Here is a 16,708-nt window from a genome sequence, read left to right on the forward strand (position 1 = left end):
CCACACGGAGGAAATCTGTGCCGATCTCCTCCGTAGAAAACCGTCCCCGGCATTCCGGGATACGGTTTTCGGTGGGCACTCAGGACTTATCGCACATAACCTGTTGCAGGATCGCCAGCGCCTGGTTGAACTGGGCATCCGGAATGGTCAGCGGATAAAGGAAGCGGATCACGTTGCCGTACTGGCCGCAGATCAATAACAGCAGGCCCTGGGCGAGGGCCTTTTGCTGGATCGCCTGCGCGATGGCGGGCGACGGTTCACGGCTCTCGGGATCAAAAAACTCCGCCGCGATCATCGATCCTCTTCCCCTTATCGCCACGAGCGCAGGGAAGGTGCCCTGAATCTCCTCCAGCGTGGCTTTCAGCCGATCGCCAAGCTGACGGGCGCGCGCGCACAGCGACTCGTTGTCGATAATCTTCAGCACCGCGTGCGCGGCGGCCACCGCAAGCGGGTTGCCTGCATAGGTCCCCCCCAGACCGCCGGGAGCCGGCGCGTCCATGATTTCGGCGCGGCCCACCACGCCGGACAGCGGCATTCCGCCTGCCAGGCTTTTAGCCATCGTCATCAGGTCGGGTTTGTCCGCGTAGTGTTCCATCGCAAACAGCTTACCCGTTCGGGCGAAGCCGCTCTGCACTTCGTCGGCAATCATCACGATCCCGTGCTCATCACAGATACGACGGATGGCGGCCACCAGCTCTGGCGGGGCGACGTTGAATCCGCCTTCACCCTGAATGGGTTCAAAAATGATCGCCGCCACCTGTTTCGCCTCAATATCTGCTTTGAACAGGCGTTCTATCGCCGTGATGGCATCCTGCGTCGTGATGCCGTGCAGCTCGGAGGGATACGGCACGTGATAAACCGAGCCCGGGAAGGGGCCAAATCCCAGCTTGTAAGGCGCGACCTTGCCGGTTAAGGCCATGGTCATATAGGTTCGGCCGTGAAAGCCTCCCCCGAAGGCAATCACACCCGGTCTGCCGGTGTGGGCCCGGGCGATTTTAACGGCGTTTTCCACCGCTTCCGCGCCCGTTGTGAAGAACGCCGTTTTGGCCGGGCTCTCCACCGGGGCCAGCTCGTTAAGTTTTTCGGCCAATGAAACGTAGCTTTCATACGGCACAATCTGGTAGGCCGTATGGGTGAACTGGTGAAGCTGTTTTTCCACTGCCGCCACCAGTTCAGGATGACGATGGCCGGTATTCAGTACCGCGATCCCGGCGGCGAAATCAATATAGTCGTTGCCTTCTACGTCGGTAAGCGTGGCATTCTCCGCCGAGCGGGCAAAGAAATTACACATTACGCCAACGCCGCGCGGGGTGGCAGAAAGTCTGCGCTGATGAAATTCCTGGTTACTCATGTCAGATACCCTTTTGTCGAAACGATCATACGCCAAGACGATCGCGCAGGCTGTAATACGCCGCGCCCATCGCCGTGAATGGAATCCGCAGGCTGCGGCCGCCCGGGAAGGGGTAGTGCGGGAGGTTGGCAAACGCATCAAAGCGCTCTGCGTCACCGCGCAACAGTTCCGAAATCAGCCGTCCGGCCAGGTGGGTGCAGGTCACGCCGTGGCCGCTGTAGCCCTGCATGTAATAGATGTTTTTATCCAGACGACCAAACTGCGGCATACGGGACAGGGTCAGCAGGAAGTTGCCCGTCCAGCGGTAGTCGATTTTGACGCCCGCCAGCTGAGGGAAAGTTTTGAGCAGCTTTGGCATCACCAGGCGCTCGACATCGTCCGGATCGCGCGCGCCATACACTACGCCACCGCCGTACAGCAGGCGGTTGTCGGCGGTGAGACGGTAGTAATCCAGCAGGTAGTTACAATCTTCCACGCAGTAGTTATTGGGGATGAGCGTGCGGGCGACCTCTTCCGGCAGCGGGGCGGTGGTCACCACCTGGGTGCCGCAGGGCATGCTGCGTTTTGCCAGTTCCGGTTCGATCTTATCGCCGAGATAGGCATTCCCGGCGACGATCACGTAGCGGGCCGTCACCTGGCCATGCTGCGTGCTCACCACGGCCGGGCTGGTGTGCTGAATGGCGGTCACCGGGGACTGTTCATACACCCGCCCGCCGTTCAGGCGAATGGCGTCCGCTTCGCCGATCGCCAGGTTCAGCGGATGAATATGCCCCCCGCTGCGGTCCAGCAGCGCGCCGGTATAGCGTTCGCTGTCGACCTCCCGGCGGATGGCGCTGACGTCCAGCAGCTCCAGCTGCGTGTTGCCGTAGCGTTCCCAGTTGGCTTTTTGCTCCTCCAGCGTCTCCAGCTGCTTATGGTTAAGCGCCACAAACAGCCCGCCGGGACGATAGTCGCACTGGATTTGATAGCGCTGGATGCGTTCCCGGATGATTTCCCCGCCTTCAAACATCATGCTCCCGAGCATTCTGGCGGCATCGGGCCCGTAGTTTTTCTCGATCACGTCGATATCGCGGCTGTAGGAGTTAACCAGCTGGCCGCCGTTGCGTCCGCTGGCGCCGAAGCCGATGCGCGCCCCTTCAAGGAGCACCACGTCATAGCCCATTTCGGCGAGATGCAGCGCGGAGGAGAGGCCGGTATAGCCGCCGCCCACCACGCACACGTCACAGCTGATCGACTCGTTAAGCGTCGGGAAGGGTTCGTAAGCGTTCGCGCTGGCCGCGTAGTAGCTGGTGGTATGTTCGGTCATGATTGAGGCTCCAGGGCAATCCAGATGGTTTTCAGTTCGGTAAATTTTTCCAGCGCGTGCAGGGACTTATCGCGACCGTTGCCGCTCTGCTTATAGCCGCCAAAGGGAACGGTCATATCACCGTCGTTATAGTTATTGACGAAGACCGAGCCGGCCTTCAGGCGGCGGCTCATGCGGTGCGCGCGGGAAAGATCGCGGGTCCATACCGCTGCGCCAAGCCCGTATTCACTGTCGTTGGCCAGCGTTAAGGCTTCCTCTTCGGATTTAAAACGGGTGACGACCAGCACCGGCCCGAAAATCTCTTCCCGGCACAGCGGGGAGGCGGGGTCGATGTCGACAAAAATGGTTGGACCGACAGCGGAAGGCCATGATTGTTCCCGCCCGTCCAGCAGAAGCGTGCCTTTCCGGGTTCCCTCGCGAATGAACGTGTGGACGGTATCGGCGTGCGCAGCGTCGATGAGCATGCCCATCGTGCTGTCCGGGTCGAGCGGATCGCCCGGCTGCCAGTGACGAGCCTGCGCTTTTAGCCTGGCCAGGAACTCATCGGCGATGCTGTCTTCGAGCAGCAGACGGGTACCGGCGATACAGACTTGCCCCTGGTTATAAAAAATCCCGGCGGCGGTCGCGCTCACGGCCTTGTCCAGGTCCGGACAGTCGGCAAAGATAATGTTGGCGCTTTTGCCGCCCGCCTCCAGCCAGACGCGCTTCATGTTGCTTTCTCCCGCGTCCTTTAACAGCTGCTTGCCGGTACGGGTAGAGCCGGTAAACGTCAGCACCTCGACCTCCGGATGCAATGCCAGCGCCTGGCCCGCTTCGTGGCCGTAACCGCTTATCACGTTCAGCACGCCGTCCGGCAGGCCCGCCTCTTTCGCCAGCCCGGCCAGCCGCAGGGCGGTGAGGGGCGATTTCTCCGACGGTTTCAGTACCACGCTATTACCCGCGATCAGCGCCGGGCCCAGCTTCCAGCAGGCCAGCAGCAGCGGGAAGTTCCAGGGGACGATGGCCGCGACAACCCCGATGGGCTCGCGCACGATCATCGCCAGCTCGCCCGGACCCGTAGGCGCCACTTCGCCGTAGACTTTATCCGCCGCTTCGGCGTACCAGCGAATGGCGCGCGCCGCGCCGGGAATATCGTCGCGCAGGCTGTGGCGGATGGGTTTACCGGTGTCCAGCGTTTCCAGTAAGGCCAGCTCTTCGCTATGGCGATCCATTAAATCGGCGAGCGTATTTAGCACGGCCTTGCGCTGCGCCGGAGACGCCTGCGACCAGTCACCGCGCTCAAATAACTCACGCGCGGCCTGAACCGCGCGGTCCACGTCCGCCTGCTTGCCCCGGGCGACGTTCGCCAGCGTCTGCTGGGTCGCGGGATTGACGGTTGCAAACGTGGTGTTATCGGCGGCGTCACAATAGGCGCCGTTAATAAATAACCGGGTCTCAATGACGCTGTTTTTTGCTTTATCCTGCCAGTAAGTCAGGTGCTGAAAATGCATATTCACTCCTTTCTTTCGCAATCAGATAAATAAAGGCATGGCCGTTTCAGGCAATACGAAGCCGTGGGGCATTCCGGGAATTAACCCGTTAAATGCCGACAGAGATCGTTTTTATATTTCCCGGCGTAAGCGCGCTTACGCCGGGACTGAGTGGTAATTAGAACGTGGTGGGGGTGTGGGCACTGATAATGCGGCAGACGCCTGCCGAGGTGTTGCTGAAGCTGTGCGGTATGCCGGTATTGATGGCATAGCTTTGCCCCGCAACCAGGTGATATTGCTGGCCATTAATGGTCAACAATATTTCACCTTCCAGTATCGTACCGATCTCCTCACCCTGATGTTTGATCCTCTCTCCGGTCGTGGTTCCAGGCTGGTAAGTTTCAAAAATCATCGCCAGCGTACGGTTCGGATTTCCGTTATGAACCAGCTTCATCGAAACCCCCTGACTGCCTATTTCGATAAGGTCTTCCTGATTAATAACCACCTGCGGTTCATCAGGTTTTTCCGGTTCCGAAAAGAATTCCGAGAGCGACAGCCCATAAACTTTCAGCAGCTTCTGTAGCGTACTGATGGCAGGACTGACTTTGTCCTGCTCAATGGTGCTGATGGCACTGTGTGTTAACCCAGACAGTTCGGCGGCACGCCGCTGCGAGAGACCCAGCTGCTGGCGGATCTCAGACAGACGTTTCCCTGGCGCCAGTCCGTCATCGCTCATAGTTGCATTTCCTTTACGGTAGTGGTCAAAGCCGCTGCTTCTCGGCAATGTGGCTTTGACAGGCGGTGATAAAACCTTCAAACAACATACGGGACAGGGCGTACTCGCTGCTGTTCCATTCGGGGTGCCATTGCACGCCGAGGGCAAAAGGGTGGTCATGAACGCTGACCGCCTCGACCAGCCCATCCGTCGAACGGGCCTCCACGCGAAGCCGTGCTCCTAACGTTCGTGCACCTTGCCCGTGTAACGAGTTTACCCAAAATGTGTTACAGCCTGGTATTAATTGAGACAGCAGTCCTCCCTCCTGAACCTGAACTTCATGAGACGGAGCGTATTGTAGCTCAACCGGCAGTTCAGGATCTTCCCGGTGCTCGAGCAGGTCGTTCTGCTCGAACAGGCGGCGATACAGCGTCCCCCCCGTCGCAACAACCAGTTCCTGCAGCCCCCGGCAGATGGCGAAAATGGGGATGCGCCTTTCGAGCGCGGCGGCAATCAGCGCCATACTCAGAAGATCTCGCCCGGGATCGGCGTTAGGCTCATCGCCGTTTTCACCATAAAGGTGCGGCTGCACGTTACTTGGGCTGCCCGGCAGGTAAATCCCGTCCAGGGTGGGCAGCAGAGCGGTGAGCAGCTCTGGCTCAGCCAGCGCATGCGGTAAGGCAATCGGTAAACCCCCCGCGTTAATAATGGCATTCAGGTACTTTTCTTGCAGGGTCTGGGTCTCATGACCCTTAAGCCTGTTTCTACACATCACCACGCCAATAACTGGCTTGTTCATTATATTTTCCATAATCGCCCTCACAAAGTGGACTAAATTTAGGCCATTTTCGCCTGTAAAACGGCCTTTTCGTTCAATATTTTCTCAATCTAGCAACGAGATCTGCCTTTTGCAAACTTAATTTAACATTTGACAAACAATTTATTTGCATACAGATTCGATAGGGTGGACATTATATTTGACAGTCCAGAGCAGCGAACGCAAATCCCAAAAACGGTGGTAAATCATGGAAACCAATATCGTAGAAGTTGAGAACTTTGTTCAGCACACGGATGAGAGGCGGGGCAGCGCCTTTACGCAGGAAGTGAAGCGCTATTTAGAAAAGTATCCTGACACCCAGTTTATTGATGTCCTCCTGACCGACCTGAACGGCTGTTTTCGCGGCAAGCGCATCCCGGTTGCCGGACTGAGCAAACTTGAAAAAGGCTGCTATTTCCCGGCATCGGTTTTCGCCATGGACATTTTGGGTAACGTCGTGGAAGAGGCGGGCCTGGGACAGGAGCTCGGCGAGCCGGACTGTATCTGCGTGCCGGTACCGGGCACCCTGACGCCGTCCGCCGCCGACCCGGAATACATTGGTCAGGTGCAGCTCACCATGGTCGATGAAGATGGCGCTCCCTTTGACGTTGAGCCGCGGAACGTACTCAACCGACTCTGGCAGCAGCTGCGCCAGCGCGGCCTGTTCCCCGTGGTAGCGGTAGAGCTGGAGTTCTATTTACTTGACCGTAAACGCGATGCCGACGGCTATCTGCAGCCACCCTGCGCGCCGGGCACCGACGTGCGCAACACGCAGAGTCAGGTCTACTCGGTTGATAATCTGAACCACTTTGCTGACGTGCTGAACGACATTGACGAACTTGCGCAGCTGCAGCTGATCCCCGCTGACGGGGCAGTGGCTGAGGCCTCTCCGGGCCAGTTTGAGATAAACCTGCACCATACGGAAAACGTGCTCGATGCCTGCGATGATGCGCTGGCGCTAAAACGTCTCGTCAGGCAGATGGCAGAAAAACATAAGATGCACGCCACGTTTATGGCAAAGCCGTATGAAGAACATGCGGGCAGCGGGATGCACATCCATATCAGCATGCAAAACAACCGAGGCGAAAACGTGCTCGCAGACGCCAACGGCGAGGATTCAGCGCTGCTGAAACGCGCGCTGGCCGGGATGATCGACCTGATGCCTGCGTCCATGGCGCTGCTGGCACCGAACGTCAACTCCTACCGCCGTTTCCAGCCGGGAATGTACGTGCCGACGCAGGCGTCATGGGGACACAATAATCGCACCGTTGCCCTGCGTATCCCCTGCGGCGATCGCCATAACCATCGGGTCGAGTACCGGGTAGCGGGCGCTGACGCGAATCCGTATCTGGTGATGGCGGCTATTTTTGCCGGCATTTTACATGGCCTGGATAACGATTTACCGCTGCAGGAAGAAGTGGAAGGAAATGGTCTGGAGCAGGACGGACTGCCGTTCCCGATCCGCCAGAGCGATGCGCTGTGGGAATTTATGCAAAACGATAGCCTGCGCGAGCGGCTGGGCGAACGCTTCTGCCACGTCTATCACGCCTGCAAAAACGATGAATTACTGCAGTTTGAACGCCTGATTACCGAAACGGAAATTGAGTGGATGCTGAAAAACGCCTGATGACGTGCCCCGGTAAGGGGCCGCTTTGTTTCATCTCATACGTAACACCAAACGGCCTGCGCGGAGCCTGGCCTAACTGTTTGCTGGCACGCCAGCTATCTCCCGGGAGTCGCGTTATGGAGCGCAGGCGGCACAGGGATTTTCTTAACGACACTGTGTGACGAGGTAGGAAATGATGCAGATGTTCAACTATCCGCAGGGCGAAGGGGGCCAGTCAGGCGCCTGCTGTGAGTGCGAGCCAGAGACGGTGCGCTGGTACGATCGCGTGTGTTCTTTACAACTTCCCCCTTTGCTAAGCAGGTTTGCGTTAAGGACAGCGCGATTGCAAACCACGGTAAGCATGGGGGGGACGGTTTATGGCGACTAACACCTCTCTTGACTCGCCGGGCATGGCCGGAAGAACCCGGCTGCGCAGTTCCCTCAAGCTCTGGCAGGTGGTCATGATGGGGCTGGCTTATCTCACCCCCATGACCGTGTTTGATACCTTCGGCATTGTGTCCGGTATCAGCAACGGCCACGTGCCCGCCTCGTATCTCCTGGCGCTGGCTGGCGTCATGTTTACCGCCATCAGCTACGGTAAACTGGTACGACAGTTCCCGGAAGCAGGCTCTGCGTATACCTACACGCAGAAATCGATCGGACCCCACTTAGGCTTTATGGTCGGCTGGTCATCGCTGCTGGATTATCTCTTCCTGCCGATGATCAACGTGCTGCTGGCGAAGATCTACCTTTCCGCGTTGTTCCCTGAAGTCCCGCCGTGGGTTTGGGTGGTGGGGTTTGTAACGATCCTGACGCTGGCGAACCTCAAGAGTGTGAATCTGGTCGCCAACTTTAACACCCTGTTTGTGCTGGTGCAGATCGCCATCATGGTGGTGTTTGTCATACTCGTGGTGCACGGTCTGCACAAGGGGGAGGGCGTCGGCACCGTCTGGTCGCTCCAGCCGTTTATCAGCGAGAACGCACATCTGATCCCGATTATTACCGGCGCGACTATCGTCTGCTTCTCTTTCCTCGGCTTTGACGCGGTCACCACGCTGTCGGAAGAGACGCCAAACGCGGCGCGGGTGATCCCTAAAGCGATTTTCCTCACCGCTCTGTATGGCGGGCTGATATTCATTGTTGCCTCGTTTTTCATGCAACTCTTTTTCCCGACGATCGCGCGCTTCAAGAACCCGGACGCCGCGCTGCCGGAAATAGCGCTGTACGTGGGCGGCAAGCTCTTCCAGTCGGTGTTTCTGTGTACCACGTTTGTGAATACGCTCGCTTCAGGCCTGGCCTCGCACGCCAGCGTCTCGCGCTTACTGTATGTGATGGGGCGTGACAACGTGTTTCCGGAGCGGGTGTTTGGCTACGTTCATCCGAAATGGCGTACGCCGGCCCTGAACGTCATTATGGTTGGGATAGTGGCGCTGTCGGCCCTGTACTTCGATCTCGTGACCGCGACGGCGCTGATCAATTTTGGCGCGCTGGTGGCGTTTACGTTTGTTAATCTCTCGGTGTACAACCATTTCTGGCGGCGTAAGGGGCTGAACAAAACGTGGAAAGATCGTTTCCACTATCTCCTGCTGCCGCTCATCGGTGCCGTCACGGTCGGCGTGCTGTGGATAAACCTCGAAGCGACGTCCCTGACGCTTGGCCTCATCTGGGCGGCACTGGGGATCCTTTACCTGACGTGGCTCACGCGCCGTTTCCGCAAACCGCCTCCGCAGTTTGAAGCCGGTAAGATAGAGCAGGCCTGGGATTCCTGAACGTGAAACGGCACCAGTACGCTGGTGCCGTTTTTGTGGATGGCGCGTCTTAACGGACATCAGCCCGCAGGCGTATTATCTCAGACGTTTATGAAGACTTGCGCCAACCAGCAGCGCGGCGCACAGCATCAGCGCGATAAACCCGCCCACGCCGTTCCAGCCGTAGTTATGCCAGAAGACACCGCCGAGCGTCCCGGCGATGCTGGATCCCAGGTAATAGCTAAACAGATACAGCGACGATGCCTGACCTTTGGCGCGACGGGCGCGCGGTCCAATCCAGCTGCTGGCGACCGAATGCGCGGCGAAGAACCCTGCGGAGAAGAGCAGCATGCCGGCAAAAATCAGCCACAGGGAGGAGAAGAGCGTCAGCAACAGGCCGACCAGCATCATCGCCGTGAAGAACAGCATGACCGGGCCGCGGCCATAGCGTGCGGTCATCGCCCCGGCCTTCGGCGAGCTCCAGGTGCCGGTAAGGTACGCCACGGAAAGCAGGCCGACCACCGCCTGGCTCAGATGCCACGGCGAGAGCATCAGGCGGTAGCCAATATAGTTAAACAGCGTGACGAACGAGCCCATCAGCAGGAAGCCGGTCAGGAACAGGCGCGGCAGCCCCTTGTCGCGCCAGTGCAGACGGAAATTGATAAACAGCGTTTTCGGACGCAGCGATGTCGGGCGGAAATGACGCGATTCCGGCAGAATTTTCCAGAACATCAGGGCAGATGCCAGCGCAAAACACCCGATGACTGCCAGCGCAATACGCCAGTTAAAGAAGTCCGTGAATACCCCGCTCAGCAGTCGGCCGCTCATTCCGCCAATCGAGTTCCCGCTGATGTAAAGCCCCATAGAGAAGGCGACAAAGCTCGGGTGGATCTCCTCGCTGAGATAGGTCATCCCGACTGCCGCCACGCCGCTAAGCGAGAGCCCAATCAGCGCGCGCATCACCAGAATACCGTGCCAGCTGGTCATCATGGTCGAGAGTAACGTACAGACCGAGGCCAGCATCAGCGCGGTTACCATCACCGGTTTACGGCCAATGGCGTCGGACAGCGGCCCGGTAAAAAGCAGGCCAATCGCCAGCATGCCGGTAGATATAGAGAGTGACACGCTGCTGCTGGCAGGCGATACGCCAAACTCGTGGGAGAGAACGGGCAGGATCGGCTGTACGCAATAGAGCAGGGCGAAAGTTGCCAGACCGGCGGAAAAGAGCGCCAGCGTGACGCGCATAAATTGGGGTGTACCACGTTTAATGAACTGAACCGGCTGCGATGCTGCGGGTAACTCATTGATATCTCTGGCCGGATCAATATCAATAGTAGTTGTACGACTCACACAGTTTCCTTGCTTAAACATCCCCGTGATTTCTGGTGACGGGTATGACCACCTGATAAGGGTAGGAAAATGTAAATATTCTGTCTAATATATTAATAATCTTAAATGATACTTTAGAAATATGAATATCGAGCTGCGTCATCTCCGCTACTTTGTCGCCGTCGCCGAAGAGCTGCATTTTGGCCGCGCGGCGGCACGGCTAAACATCTCTCAGCCACCGTTAAGCCAGCAGATTCAGATCCTGGAGCAGCAGGTCGGGGCGCGCCTTCTGGCCCGCACCAACCGCAGCGTGAGCCTGACGGCGGCGGGTAAGCAGTTTCTGAACGACAGCCGACAAATTCTGAGCATGGTCGATGACGCCGCCGCCCGGGCAGAACGGCTCTATCTCGGGGAAGCCGGAGAGTTGCGCATCGGGTTTACCTCGTCCGCGCCGTTTATCAGCGCCGTCTCGGAAACCCTGTCGTCATTCCGCCGCCATTTCCCGGATGTTCACATTCAAACGCGCGAGATCAACACCCGCGAGCAGATCGCGCCGCTGAATGAAGGCTCGCTGGATCTGGGGCTGATGCGTAATACCCAGCTGCCGGACTCGCTGGCGTGGGAGGTGATCCTGCGTGAGCCGCTGATGGCCATGATCCCGCACGATCACCCGCTGGCGTCGCGTCCGACGGTTTCGCTGGCTGAGCTGGCAAAAGAGCCGTTTGTCTTTTTTGACCCGCAGGTTGGAACAGGTCTGTATGACGATATTCTGGGGCTGATGCGCCGCTACGATCTTGCCCCGGTCATCACCCAGGAAGTCGGGGAAGCGATGACGATTATCGGCCTGGTCGCCGCCGGGCTGGGCGTCTCTATTCTTCCAGCCTCCTTTAAACGGGTACAACTGCGCGAAATGCGCTGGGTAACCATTGCCGAAGAGGATGCCGTTTCAGAGATGTGGCTGGTCTGGTCAAAACATCGAGAACAGAGCCACGCCGCGCAGCGCTTCAAACAGCAGTTGATGAACGCCTCTGCCGGGCAGCATTTTCAGGCAAAAGTGGGCAAAAATGTGCGGTAAATCACATGGCTAAGTAAATATTTGACGGCAGCCATACAAGTGCTTCACCATAGCCAACAGTTTATTTCGAAGCTCGAAAATAAGGGAGTACGAGGTGGTCGCGGATAGTCAGCCAGGGCATATTGATCAGATTAAGCAGACCAACGCTGGCGCGGTGTATCGCCTGATTGATCAGCTTGGTCCGGTTTCGCGTATCGATCTTTCGCGCCTGGCACAGCTGGCACCTGCCAGTATCACCAAGATAGTCCGCGAGATGCTGGAAGCACACCTGGTTCAGGAGACGGAAATTCAGGAGCCGGGCAGCCGTGGCCGTCCGGCCGTTGGGCTGGTGGTGGAGACGGAGGCCTGGCACTATCTGTCGCTGCGCATCAGCCGGGGGGAGATCTTCCTTGCGCTGCGCGACCTGAGCAGCAAGCTGGTGGTGGAAGACCGTCTTGAACTGCCGCTCAACGCCGAGGAGTCGCTCCTTGAGGCGATAGTCTCGCACATCGATCGCTTCTTTATCCGCCATCAGCAGCGCCTTGAACGCTTAACGGCGATCGCCATCACCATGCCGGGTATTATTGATACCGAAAATGGTATTGTTCACCGCATGCCGTTCTACGACGATGTGAAAGAGATGCCGCTGGGAGAGGTGCTGAAAAACCATACCGGCGTGCCGGTCTATATTCAGCATGACATCAGCGCCTGGACGATGGCGGAAGCGCTGTTCGGCGCGTCCCGGGGCGCGCGGGATGTGATTCAGGTGGTTATCGACCATAACGTCGGCGCGGGGGTGATTACCGACGGACGGCTTCTCCACGCCGGAAGCAGCAGCCTGGTGGAAATCGGACATACCCAGGTCGACCCTTACGGCAAGCGCTGCTACTGCGGGAACCACGGCTGTCTCGAGACCATTGCCAGCGTGGAAAGCGTGCTGGAACTGGCGCAGGTCCGGCTCAGCCAGTCCATGAGCTCCTCGCTGCACGGACAACCCTTAACGGTGGATTCTCTCTGCGCCGCCGCGCGCCAGGGCGATCTGCTGGCGAAGGACATTATTACTGGAGTAGGGAATAACGTTGGCCGCATTCTGGCCATTATGGTGAACCTCTTCAACCCGCAAAAAATCCTCATTGGCTCACCGCTGAGCCAGGCGGCGGAAATCCTCTTCCCGGCGATCTCGGCCTGTATCCATCAGCAGTCGCTTCCTGCCTACAGCAAAAATATTGCGGTAGAAAGCACCCAGTTTTCCAACCAGGGCACGATGGCAGGCGCGGCGCTGGTCAAAGATGCCATGTATAACGGCTCGCTGTTGATCCGCCTGCTACAGGGTTAACTCTTTTCCGCTGATGTAAGAAAAATTGCGCTATCTCAAGCCGGGTAGCGCATGCATCCCGTAGACTTCCTCCACTGAATTATTTACCTGGTTTATATTTTCGAAGCATACCCAAGAGGTGGAGTGAGTCATGCTTAAGCGTTTCTTTGTTACTGGTACAGATACCTCTGTCGGCAAGACCGTCGTATCCCGCGCATTGCTGCAGGCGCTGGCAGCAAGCGGTAAACGCGTGGCAGGGTACAAACCGGTCGCAAAAGGGAGTAAAGAGACGCCAGAGGGATTGCGTAATAAAGACGCCCTAGTGCTGCAAAGCGTCTCGTCACTGGAGTTGCCTTATCACGCGGTCAATCCCATCGCGTTAAGCGAAGAGGAGAGCAGCGTGGCGCACAGCGGCCTGATTAATTATCCCCTGTTGTCCGACGGACTGGCGAACCTGAGCGAGAAGGTTGACCACGTAGTGGTTGAAGGGACGGGCGGCTGGCGCAGCCTGATGAATGATTTGCGCCCGCTGTCTGAATGGGTTGTGCAGGAGCAGCTTCCGGTGGTAATGGTGGTGGGGATCCAGGAAGGGTGCATCAACCACGCGCTGCTGACGGCGCAGGCGATTGCCAATGACGGCCTGCCGCTGATTGGCTGGGTGGCAAACCGCATCAACCCGGGCCTGGCGCACTACGCCGAGATTATTGACGTGCTGAGCACCAAACTGCCTGGCCCATTAGTCGGCGAGCTGCCTTATTTGCCACGCGCCGAGCAGCGCGAGCTAGCGCAGTACATCGATCTCTCTGCCCTCGGTGGCGTGCTGACCGTAGATCGAGTCGTGGCGTAACGTCCGCGACAATACGGACGCCACCACGCAGGCGATCAGCAGGCCGGGCAGTAAAAAATACTGTCCGGTCATTTCACAGACCATCAGTGCCGACATAATGGGCGCATGCGTGGTCGCGGCGAGTAGCGTTGCCATCCCTGCCAGCCCCAGCAAAATAGCCGTTTCAGAACCCGGCAGCCACAGCGCGAAAAACTGCGCGAATAGCATGCCTGTTGCCATGCCGACAAACAGCGTGGGCGTGAACACCCCGCCCGGCGCACCCGATCCGCTGCTCGCCAGTACAGCCAGCAGCTTACAGATGAACACTCCGGCAATCACCGACAGCAGCGGCGGCGCGAGCAGAAAAGCCTGAACCACGCTGTAGCCATTCCCCCACACCTTCGGCGTCAGAAGAGACAGCAGCCCAACGATCGCACCGCCCAGCGCTAATTGCCACGGAGGCGAGAGTTTTAAGTGCAGGAAAAGACCGTGGCTGAATGCCATCAACCCCATTAGCAGCGGTCCGCAAAGCCCTGCCAGCAGCCCCATGGCGACCAGCAGGGCATAATCGGCTGCGGTGAGTGTGCCGCTCAAATGGACCGCGTAGAGCGTGCCGGTACCCGGCGCCAGGAGCTGCGTGGTGAGCAGCGCCACCACCGCCGCGATAATGACGGGGCCGAGCGAGGCCAGCATCAGGGTGCCAAACAGAATCTCCGCAATAAACAGGCTTCCGGCTAATGGAGCATGGTAGGCGCTGGCCATCCCGGCCGCGGCGCCGCAGGCGATCCATAACTTCCATTCGGATTTGGGCGTAAAGCGCCGGGCAAAAAAGGAGGCGGCGAGGGCAGCAAGCAGGATCATCGCCCCTTCACGTCCGATGGCGCTGCCGCTGGCAACGACAAGCAGAGAGGCAAGAGATTTCACCAGGCTGGCGCCGTAGTCAAACTGACCGTCGCCCGTCTCCAGCGCTTCCATGTAATCGGTAGGGGCATGAGGCCGCTGGGCGGTCAGGCGCTGCCATCCCCAGAGCAGCAGCCCGGCAGCCAGCCCGCCCAGCGCGGGCGTCAGCGCGCGCCGCCAGGGTGAGAGCGACGCGGCGGCATTCACCAGGCTGCCGCTGTCGTTGCTGAGAAGCAGCCACTCCAGCAGATACATGCTGTGGCGGAACACCGCAACGGCCAGCGCGGCCAGCACGCCGGTGACGGTTGCAATCAGCAGTCGACGAAACATCGCGCGGATGTCGGGGTAAGTATGAAGACGTTGCATGAGTCGCGAGTAAACGGGAAAGATACGATATTGTGGCGGGAAATCGCAGGGTTAGCAAAAGGTATGCGTGCGGAAAAGCCGGGCGATGCCCGGCCAGAAAGGTTAGCTGTCGGTGTGAATATTCAGCGCCCGGCGCGTACGACCTGAACTCAGATACTCGGCAATATAGTCCTGAGAAATCTCGCCGTTGTAGCGCCCGTCCTCATCCACTATCGGCATCCAGCTGGTGTTGCTTTCATACAGGCGTGAAAGCACCACGCGCAGGTTGTCTTCCGCCTTGCCGGTCATGCGGAACGGATGCAGGATGTCGGCGCAGGTCCCGCTGGCGTTACGCGCTTCGCGACGCTTCACAAAGCCCAGCGGCTTGCCGTGCTCGTCAACCACGGTAATTGCGCGAATATCGTTATCATCCATGGTCGCAAAGGCTTCAGGGAGCGGAGTAGAGCCCCGCACCGTAATGGTCGGCTGCTGGTCGGTGACGTCGCCCGCCGATACCAGCAGCAGGCGCTTCAGGGTGCGGTCCTGACCGACAAACGAGCCGACAAACTCGTTCGCCGGTTTCGCCAGCAGTTCGTCCGGGCTGGCGCACTGCACGATTTTCCCCTGCCGGAACACCGCGATACGGTCGCCGAGCTTGAGGGCTTCGTCGATATCGTGGCTCACCAGCATGACGGTTTTTTTCAGCTTGCGCTGCATCTCCAGGAACTGGTTCTGGATCACCTCGCGGTTAATCGGGTCCACCGCGCCGAAGGGCTCATCCATCAGCAGTACCGGTGGATCCGCCGCCAGGGCGCGGATCACGCCGATGCGCTGCTGCTGGCCGCCGGACATTTCACGCGGATAACGATTCAGGAACTTATGCGGATCCAGCGCCACCATATCCATCAGCTCTTCGGCGCGGGTTTTACAGCGCGCTTTATCCCAGCCCAGCATGCGCGGCACGACGGTAATGTTCTCTTCGATGGTCATGTTAGGGAACAGGCCAATCTGCTGGATCACGTAGCCAATGTTGCGGCGCAGGGTGACGGTGTCCATCCCGCTGGTGTCTTCGCCGTTAATCAGGATCGCCCCGCTGCTTGGGGTAATGAGGCGGTTAATCATCTTCAGGGTGGTGGTCTTCCCGCAGCCGGACGGGCCGAGCAGGACGCACATTTCCCCTTCGGGCACGTTCAGATTGACGTTGTCGACGGCCTTAAAGGTCTGACCGTGCTTCTGTGAAAATTGTTTGGTGAGGTTTTCCAGTTTTATCATTATCGAATCCCCTTTGGAGTCAGAACCACCTGCAGACGGTGCAGCAGCCAGTCGAGCACAATCGCTAAAAGACAAATCATCAGCGCGCCCGCAATCAACATGCGGATATCACTTCCGCCGATGCCGTTGAGCAGCAGCAGGCCCAGACCGCCCGCGCCGATCACCGCGGCAATCGCCATCACGCCGATGTTCATCACCACGGCGGTGCGGATCCCGCCGAAAATCACCGGCAGCGCCATCGGGATTTCGACCCAGCGCAGGCGCTGCCAGAAGGTCATGCCGATGCCGCGTCCGGCTTCACGCAGGCCAGGCGGCAGGCTGTCGAGCGCCGTATGGGTGTTACGCACGATCGGCAGCAGCGAGTAGAGAAACACCGCCGTGATCGCAGGCAGGGCGCCAATTCCCTGACCGATCAGCGAAAACAGCGGGATCATCAGGCCAAACAGCGCAATGGACGGGATGGTCAGCACGATGGTGGCAATCCCCAGCACCGGCGTCGCCAGCCACCTGTGGCGGACAATCAGAATGCCCAGCGGTACGCCGATGATGATGGCTAAACCTACGGCCAGCGCCACCAGCCACAGATGCTGCAGCGTCAGGGTTAACAGGTAGTCCCAGTTGTCCAGAATGTAGTGAATCGTCTCCATAGTGCCTC

At 58.6% G+C, this 16,708-nt stretch carries 15 protein-coding genes; 6 read left to right on the top strand and 9 right to left on the bottom strand.

What is annotated here, in order from left to right; translation table 11 throughout:
• Positions 1–79: 79 nt before the first annotated feature.
• The 5 genes from puuE to puuD all read right to left on the bottom strand — a co-directional run bounded on the left by puuE (position 80) and on the right by puuD (position 5,652).
• Positions 80–1,351 (bottom strand): 4-aminobutyrate transaminase, encoded by a 1,272-nt coding sequence (gene puuE / locus FOY93_RS10185; protein ID WP_143345032.1) that lies wholly within the window; start codon positions 1,349–1,351, stop codon positions 80–82.
• Positions 1,352–1,376: 25 nt separating this feature from the next.
• The gene (locus tag FOY93_RS10190; RefSeq protein ID WP_143345033.1) at positions 1,377–2,657 is read right to left on the bottom strand and encodes an NAD(P)/FAD-dependent oxidoreductase; all 1,281 of its coding nucleotides are present in this window, start codon (positions 2,655–2,657) and stop codon (positions 1,377–1,379) included.
• Positions 2,654–4,147 carry an aldehyde dehydrogenase PuuC gene (gene puuC / locus FOY93_RS10195; protein ID WP_143345034.1) on the bottom strand — a complete coding sequence of 498 codons (1,494 nt, stop codon included), beginning with the start codon at positions 4,145–4,147 and terminating at the stop codon, positions 2,654–2,656. Before puuC ends, FOY93_RS10190 begins: the two co-directional genes overlap by 4 nt.
• A 157-nt stretch (positions 4,148–4,304) precedes the next feature.
• A complete protein-coding gene (gene puuR / locus FOY93_RS10200) occupies positions 4,305–4,862 on the bottom strand; it encodes an HTH-type transcriptional regulator PuuR (RefSeq protein ID WP_111965724.1) in 558 nt (185 codons plus the stop codon).
• Between the two features lie 25 nt (positions 4,863–4,887).
• Positions 4,888–5,652 (bottom strand): gamma-glutamyl-gamma-aminobutyrate hydrolase, encoded by a 765-nt coding sequence (gene puuD / locus FOY93_RS10205; protein ID WP_115876060.1) that lies wholly within the window; start codon positions 5,650–5,652, stop codon positions 4,888–4,890.
• 214 nt (positions 5,653–5,866) lie between these two features.
• On the opposite strand from puuD, the gene FOY93_RS10210 reads away from it, so the two are divergent.
• The 3 genes from FOY93_RS10210 to FOY93_RS10220 all read left to right on the top strand — a co-directional run bounded on the left by FOY93_RS10210 (position 5,867) and on the right by FOY93_RS10220 (position 9,033).
• Positions 5,867–7,285 carry a glutamine synthetase family protein gene (locus FOY93_RS10210; protein WP_008502452.1) on the top strand — a complete coding sequence of 473 codons (1,419 nt, stop codon included), beginning with the start codon at positions 5,867–5,869 and terminating at the stop codon, positions 7,283–7,285.
• 181 nt (positions 7,286–7,466) lie between these two features.
• The gene (locus FOY93_RS24045) at positions 7,467–7,652 is read left to right on the top strand and encodes a YmjE family protein (protein ID WP_418251760.1); all 186 of its coding nucleotides are present in this window, start codon (positions 7,467–7,469) and stop codon (positions 7,650–7,652) included.
• Positions 7,642–9,033, top strand: a complete 1,392-nt coding sequence (locus tag FOY93_RS10220; RefSeq protein WP_045284883.1) for an APC family permease — start codon at positions 7,642–7,644, stop codon at positions 9,031–9,033. The genes FOY93_RS24045 and FOY93_RS10220 overlap by 11 nt, the downstream gene beginning before the upstream one ends.
• 75 nt (positions 9,034–9,108) lie before the next feature.
• Here FOY93_RS10220 and FOY93_RS10225 read toward each other — a convergent pair whose 3' ends face one another.
• A complete protein-coding gene (locus FOY93_RS10225) occupies positions 9,109–10,362 on the bottom strand; it encodes an MFS transporter (RefSeq protein ID WP_115874913.1) in 1,254 nt (417 codons plus the stop codon).
• Between the two features lie 121 nt (positions 10,363–10,483).
• On the opposite strand from FOY93_RS10225, the gene FOY93_RS10230 reads away from it, so the two are divergent.
• The 3 genes from FOY93_RS10230 to bioD all read left to right on the top strand — a co-directional run bounded on the left by FOY93_RS10230 (position 10,484) and on the right by bioD (position 13,557).
• Positions 10,484–11,416, top strand: a complete 933-nt coding sequence (locus FOY93_RS10230; protein WP_133294293.1) for a LysR family transcriptional regulator — start codon at positions 10,484–10,486, stop codon at positions 11,414–11,416.
• A 94-nt stretch (positions 11,417–11,510) separates the two neighbouring features.
• Positions 11,511–12,731: a sugar metabolism global transcriptional regulator Mlc gene (mlc, locus tag FOY93_RS10235; protein WP_111965729.1), complete on the top strand. Its 1,221-nt coding sequence runs from the start codon at positions 11,511–11,513 to the stop codon at positions 12,729–12,731.
• Positions 12,732–12,861: 130 nt separating this feature from the next.
• On the top strand, positions 12,862–13,557 hold the full coding sequence (gene bioD, locus FOY93_RS10240; protein WP_111965730.1) for a dethiobiotin synthase: 696 nt from the start codon (positions 12,862–12,864) through the stop codon (positions 13,555–13,557).
• On the opposite strand, the gene clcB is transcribed toward bioD, so the two are convergent.
• The 3 genes from clcB to osmW form a co-directional block, all read right to left on the bottom strand.
• The gene (clcB, locus tag FOY93_RS10245) at positions 13,492–14,802 is read right to left on the bottom strand and encodes a voltage-gated ClC-type chloride channel ClcB (protein WP_143345035.1); all 1,311 of its coding nucleotides are present in this window, start codon (positions 14,800–14,802) and stop codon (positions 13,492–13,494) included. The genes bioD and clcB overlap by 66 nt on opposite strands.
• 102 nt (positions 14,803–14,904) lie before the next feature.
• Complete coding sequence (gene osmV, locus FOY93_RS10250; RefSeq protein WP_133294295.1) at positions 14,905–16,053, bottom strand: osmoprotectant ABC transporter ATP-binding protein OsmV; 1,149 nt, start codon at positions 16,051–16,053, stop codon at positions 14,905–14,907.
• The gene (gene osmW / locus FOY93_RS10255; protein WP_023311514.1) at positions 16,053–16,700 is read right to left on the bottom strand and encodes an osmoprotectant ABC transporter permease OsmW; all 648 of its coding nucleotides are present in this window, start codon (positions 16,698–16,700) and stop codon (positions 16,053–16,055) included. Before osmW ends, osmV begins: the two co-directional genes overlap by 1 nt.
• Between the last annotated feature and the right edge of the window lie 8 nt (positions 16,701–16,708).

The organism is Enterobacter sp. 18A13 (genome assembly GCF_007035975.1).
GTDB classification, from domain to species: domain Bacteria; phylum Pseudomonadota; class Gammaproteobacteria; order Enterobacterales; family Enterobacteriaceae; genus Enterobacter; species Enterobacter vonholyi.